General features: G+C 65.5%; 5 protein-coding genes. 4 read left to right on the plus strand and 1 reads right to left on the minus strand.

The features are described 5' to 3' along the window. On the minus strand, window positions 1-825 hold an 825-nt coding region (locus VFW45_14585; GenBank protein ID HEU5182013.1), incomplete at its 3' end, for a S46 family peptidase. A gap of 132 nt (window positions 826-957) precedes the next feature. Here VFW45_14585 and VFW45_14590 point away from each other — a divergent pair. From VFW45_14590 to VFW45_14605, 4 genes are all read left to right on the plus strand, one after another. After that, a complete protein-coding gene (locus VFW45_14590) occupies window positions 958-3636 on the plus strand; it encodes a protein kinase (GenBank protein ID HEU5182014.1) in 2679 nt (892 codons plus the stop codon). 25 nt (window positions 3637-3661) lie between these two features. Continuing rightward, on the plus strand, window positions 3662-4324 hold the full coding sequence (locus VFW45_14595; protein ID HEU5182015.1) for an HAD family phosphatase: 663 nt from the start codon (window positions 3662-3664) through the stop codon (window positions 4322-4324). A 120-nt stretch (window positions 4325-4444) separates the two neighbouring features. Beyond that, entirely contained in the window at window positions 4445-4915 is a 471-nt protein-coding gene (locus VFW45_14600; GenBank protein HEU5182016.1) for a DUF4395 family protein, read from the plus strand. Between the two features lie 18 nt (window positions 4916-4933). Beyond that, complete coding sequence (locus VFW45_14605; protein ID HEU5182017.1) at window positions 4934-5446, plus strand: isochorismatase; 513 nt, start codon at window positions 4934-4936, stop codon at window positions 5444-5446. The last annotated feature ends 5 nt before the right edge of the window (window positions 5447-5451 follow it).

A 5451-nucleotide genomic window follows, 5' to 3' on the forward strand; every position in this document is an offset into this window, starting at 1 on the left:
CATCAGCCGCTGCGGCAGCGCCACGTCGCGCTCGTATTCCAGCTCCGCCACCGTGAACAGGCGCCGGGTGCTCCCGGGATTGCCCGGCACGAAGGCCAGGTCGCCGTCGTTCGGGCCGGTTGCGGACCACTTCAGGTAATGCTCCGTCTTCGCGGGCTGGTCCTTGTCGTACAGGCGCAGGAAGGAGACGTCGAGGCAGTAGCGCGGGAACATGAAGTTGTCGAGATCGCCGCCGAAGTGCGCGATGTCGGCTTCGGGAGCGAAGACCAGGCGGACATCCTGGAAGCGGCGGAACTTATAAAGATGATACCGGCCGCCGTGGTAGAGCGTCACCACGTCGCAGCGGGTCTGGTCGTCGGTGGTGCACTCCTTCTCGGCGCGCGACATCTCCGCCTTCAACGCGTCGTTGTACGCCTTGTCGGCCAGGCCTTTGGTCGCGGCGTTCATGCGGTCGGTGATGTCGGCGATGCTCAGCAGCTGGTTGACCTCGATTTCCGGGCACTTCAGCTCCTCGGCCTGGCCGCCCGCAACGAAACCCGACGTCATCAGGTCTTTCTCCTTCGTCGAGTTCTGCTGGATGCAGGTGCGCGCGCAGTGGTGGTTGGTCATCACCAGGCCGCTCCCGGAGACGATGCTGCCCGAGCAGCCGCCGGCCAGACGCACGGAGGCCAGCCGGACCTGCTCAAGCCACTGCTTGTCGGGCGCGAATCCATACTTCGTCTTGACCTCGGCGGACGGGAAGTTGTCGAAGGTCCACATCCCCTCGTCGGCGCGCGCCGCGACGGTGGCGCAGGCGAGCAGGCCGATGGCGATCATCGTTTTCATGGAGGTCTCTCGAAAAAGGGTTGAGGCGTGAGCTTACGCGCGATCTCTCGGAAGCGTCAAGATGGCCCGGTATCGGCCTCCCGGCACCATGCCGAAGTTTGATACCATTCCTCGAATGATTGCGGGACTCTCATGAGCCTGACAGCAGGAACTCGGCTGGGCCCTTACGAGGTCGTCGCGCCGGTCGGCGCCGGCGGCATGGGCGAGGTCTACCGCGCCCGGGACACCCGGCTCGATCGCGACGTCGCCATCAAGGTCCTGCCCTCCCACCTGTCCAGCTCCGCCGAGGTCCGGCAGCGCTTCGAGCGCGAGGCGAAGACGATCTCCCGGCTTTCCCATCCCAACATCTGCACGCTCTACGACGTCGGCCGGGAAGGGGAGATCGATTACCTGGTCATGGAATACCTCGAGGGGGAGACGCTCGCCGACCGTCTTACCAAGGGGCCCCTTCCTCTGGCGCAGACGATGCGCTGCGCCATCGAGATGGCCGATGCGCTGGGCCGCGCCCACCGCCAGGGAATCGTCCACCGGGACCTGAAGCCCGGCAACATCATGCTGACCCGCTCGGGCGTGAAGCTGCTCGACTACGGGCTGGCGAAGGCGATCCAGCCGGAGAGCGCGCCCGGCTCGCTGACCTCGCTCCCCACCGAGCACCGGAACCTGACGCAGCAGGGAGCCATCCTGGGGACCTTCCAGTACATGGCGCCCGAGCAGCTCGAGGGCAAGGAGGCGGACGCCCGGACCGACTTGTTCGCCTTCGGCACGGTCCTCTACGAGATGGTGACCGGGGAGAAGGCTTTCTCCGGACAGAGCCAGGCAAGCCTCATCTCCGCCATCATGGCTTCCGATCCGAAGCCGGTCTCGGCGGTCCGTCCGGCCACGCCGCCGGCGCTCGATCGCGTCATCAAGACCTGCCTCGCCAAGGATCCCGACGCGCGCTGGCAGAGCGCTCACGACCTGATGCGCGAGCTGCAGTGGATCTCGGAGCCCGGATCCCAGGGAGCGCCGGGGGGCGTCTCGACGGCGCGCGTCCAGCCCCTGCAGCGCATCGCCTGGGGCGTCACGACCCTGGTGCTCGTCGCCACGCTGGTGCTGGCCGGATGGTCTTTCTGGAAGGCCGGATTGAGACAGGCCGAATCGCAGAAGCGTCCCATTCACGCTTCACTCATTCTTCCCGAGAAATCGGCCCTGCGTGCCGTGGCGCTGTCGCCGGACGGGACGCGGCTCGCCTTCGTCGCGCGCGATCCGACAGGCCGCAATCTGCTCTGGATCCGGCCGCTCGATTCTCCCGAGGCGCAGGCGCTCCCGGGCACCGACAGCCCGTCGTACCCCTTCTGGTCTCCCGACGGCAAGAACCTCGGCTTCTTCGCCGACGGCAAGCTCAAGAGGGTCGATGCGGCGGGCGGGCCTCCCCAGACGCTGTGCGACGCACCGCTCAATCGCGGCGGCTCGTGGAATCAGGACGGGGTGATCCTTTTCTCGCCCGTGGTGGACGCGGGACTCTTCAAGGTATCCGCTTCAGGCGGCGTCCCGGCCCAGGTGACCCGGCTCGATCCGGCGCGCGGCGAGAGCTCGCACCGCTGGCCCTTCTTCCTGCCCGACGGCAAGCACTTCCTCTACCTGGTGGCCAGCTTTGCCGGGCCGCGCGAGAAGACCGGCATCTACGTCAGATCGCTGGATTCCAACGAGGAGAAGTTTCTCGTCAGCACCAACTCCAGCCTGGCTTATGCCCCGCCGGGCTACCTCCTGTTCCTGCGGGATCGGACGCTCATGGCCCAACCCTTCGACGCCGACCGGCTGCTGGTGACGGGCGACCCTTTCCCCATGGCGGACCGTATCCAGTACTTCCCCCAGAACTACAGCTCCATGTTCACGGTCTCGCAGAACGGCATCCTGGCTTATCAGCCTCGCCTGGCCCCGGGCAGCTCGCAGCTCTTCTGGTTCGACCGCAGCGGCAAGCAGATCGGCTCGGTGGGCGCCCCCGCCGATCACGCGAACCCGCGCATCTCCCCCGACGGGAAGAAGATCGCCCTGGACATCATGGATCCGCAGACGGGGAACATGGACGTCTGGCTCTACGAGTCTTCAGGCGGCATCGCGACGCGGTTCACTTCCCATGCGGCCATCGACGCGGGTCCGATCTGGTCGCCCGACGGGCGGAACATCGCCTTGTTCTCCTTGCGCAGAAACCATCCGGACATCTACCTCAAGCCTGCCAGCGGCGCGGTCGAGGAAGCGCTGCTCCTGGAGTCCGAGGGGAGCAAGTATCCCCAGGACTGGTCTCCCGATGGCCGGTTCATCCTGTACCAGGTGGTCACGGCGCAGAGCAACATCCAGCTGGCGGTGCTGCCGATGGATGGAGAGAAGAAGCCCTATCCGCTCATCCAGTCGACCTACGGCGTGCGCCAGGGACAGTTCTCGCCGGATGGGCGCTACGTGGCCTACGCGTCGAACGAGTCGGGGAAGTGGGAGATCGTCGTGGCCCCTTTCCCCGGCCCGGGCGGCAACTGGCAGGTCTCCACCGGCGGCGGCACCGAGCCGCGCTGGCGGCGCGACGGCAAGGAGCTGTTCTATCTCGCCCCCGACGCGAAACTCATGTCGGTGCGCATCAAGGAGGGCCCCGGCTTCGACGCCGAGCCGCCCTTGCCGCTGTTTTCCATCCGCCGGCGCGAGCCGATCTCCTCCGGAGATTCGTTCAGCTACGACGTCTCTGCCGACGGCCAGCGCTTTCTGGTCAACACCGATCTGCGGGAAAGCGACTCCACCACGCTCACGCTGCTCCTCAACTGGACCGAAGGAGCGAAAAAGTAGGCCACGATTCGGAGACTGGTTCGATTTGGGAAAACCGCACAAGACGGTCAAAGCAATCCTCTGGGACAACGACGGCATCCTGGTCGACACCGAGCATCTCTATTTCGAGGCGACCCGGCGCATCATGGAATCGGTCGGGATTCCGTTGTCCCGGGAGCAGTACATCGAGCTGTTCCTGAAGGAAGCCAGGGGAGCCTGGCACCTGGCCGAAGAGCGCGGCATGCCCCCTGACGAGATCGTCAGGCTGCGGGACGAGCGCAATGCACTCTATGGTCGCCTGCTCGGCGGGGGGCCGCGATTGATGCCGGGTATTACGGCCGTCCTGGATGCGCTGCATGGCAGGTACATCATGGGGATCGTCACCAGCTCGAGAAGAGATCACTTCGAGCTGATTCATCAATCGTCGGGACTTCTGAGGTACTTCGACTTCTTCCTGACCTCCGGTGATTACGCCCGGACCAAGCCCGATCCGGAACCCTACCTGAAAGCGATCGGGAAAGCCGGCGTCGCGGGCGAGGATTGCATCGCCATCGAGGATTCGGAGCGAGGCCTCGAGGCTGCAAGGCGGGCAGGCATCCGGTGCATCGTCGTCCCCAGCGCCCTCACCCGAGGCAGGCAATTCACGGGGGCTTGCAGGATTCTCGAAAGCGTCAGCGAGATTCCCGGAATACTCAGGAACGGTCTCTAACAGCCATGGCCAGCTGCAGCGCGTTGGGGGAGTAAGGTGACGCCAGAATTGAACTTCGTCAGGCAGCAGGGATTCCGTGATGCCAGTCCGGAGGCTTGCGCGAGCCGATACCCGGCCTTGATGTGGCAGCCTCGCGTGATTGGCGTCCTGGTCGTCATCGGCGCGGTGCTGCAATCCTGGCTCTTTTTTTTCATCCTGGGCGCGATCCTCTGGTGGAATGCGCTCCTGCCGCGTCTGAATCTGTTCGACGCCGCGTACAACTCCTTGATCGCCCGGCCCAGGGGCCTGTCACGGCTGACTTCGGCTCCGGGTCCACGCCGCTTCGCTCAAGGCATGGCGGGGACATTCATGCTCGCGATCGCTCTGTCCTTGGCCCGGGGTCACACCGTCCTCGCCTGGACGGTCGAGGGGATGTTGGTGGCCGCTCTCGGCGCCTTGATCTTCGGCCGCTTCTGTCTTGGCTCCTATGTCTATCACCTGATCCGGGGGGACGCCGGCTTCGCAAACAAGACGCTTCCATGGGTCGGAACCCACGATCCCGAGGGTTCGGAGGTCACCTTGATCCCGCCGACGAGCGACGGCGGGGCGTAGATGCCGGAGAGACCCTGAATGGAAAGCTTCGCCCCTCGCCGCATAGAGTTTCACGGCCTGCGCTCCTTCGGGGACTGGCGGCTGAAGGTCTACTCCGTCGCCTATGGCCCCGCGCCGGTAAATTGGGATGCATTCGCCCCAGGCTTCTCACGGGCTGAAGCTTCGCTTCCCCAGCCTGCCGTCACGCCAGCGCGTCCCGGGGTCGGCTTCCTGATTGCGCACCAGGGACGCACCGCCGATTACCTCATCCTCGGCTGGTGGGACCAGGAGAACGAATTGCCGCTCCGCGTCTTCGTGAGCCGCAATCACCGTCCGGAGAGCTGGCGCGAGGCCGAAGGCAGCGAGTCGATCTGCGTCTGGGATCTGGAAGTCCTCTGGGCGGAGCGGCAGGCCTACATCGCCACGGTGCTGAGCGCCTCCGGGTGCGACGTCGCGGGCTACCTGGAGAGGACCTGCTCCAACCCAGGAATCCCATCCCCGACCCGACCAGGATTGCCTGAGGGCCCGTCCACAATCAGCCGGCAGTCGTAGCCGCC

It is taken from the genome of Candidatus Polarisedimenticolia bacterium, from assembly GCA_035764505.1.
In the GTDB taxonomy this organism is placed as follows: domain Bacteria; phylum Acidobacteriota; class Polarisedimenticolia; order Gp22-AA2; family AA152; genus AA152.

Bases quoted from the DNA above. Each gene is read 5' to 3' on its own strand.
- VFW45_14590 (HEU5182014.1), top strand. From the start codon at position 958: ATGAGCCTGACAGCAGGAACTCGGCTGGGCCCTTACGAGGTCGTCGCG.
- VFW45_14600 (HEU5182016.1), top strand. From the start codon at position 4,445: ATGTGGCAGCCTCGCGTGATTGGCGTCCTGGTCGTCATCGGCGCGGTG.
- VFW45_14605 (HEU5182017.1), top strand. From the start codon at position 4,934: ATGGAAAGCTTCGCCCCTCGCCGCATAGAGTTTCACGGCCTGCGCTCC.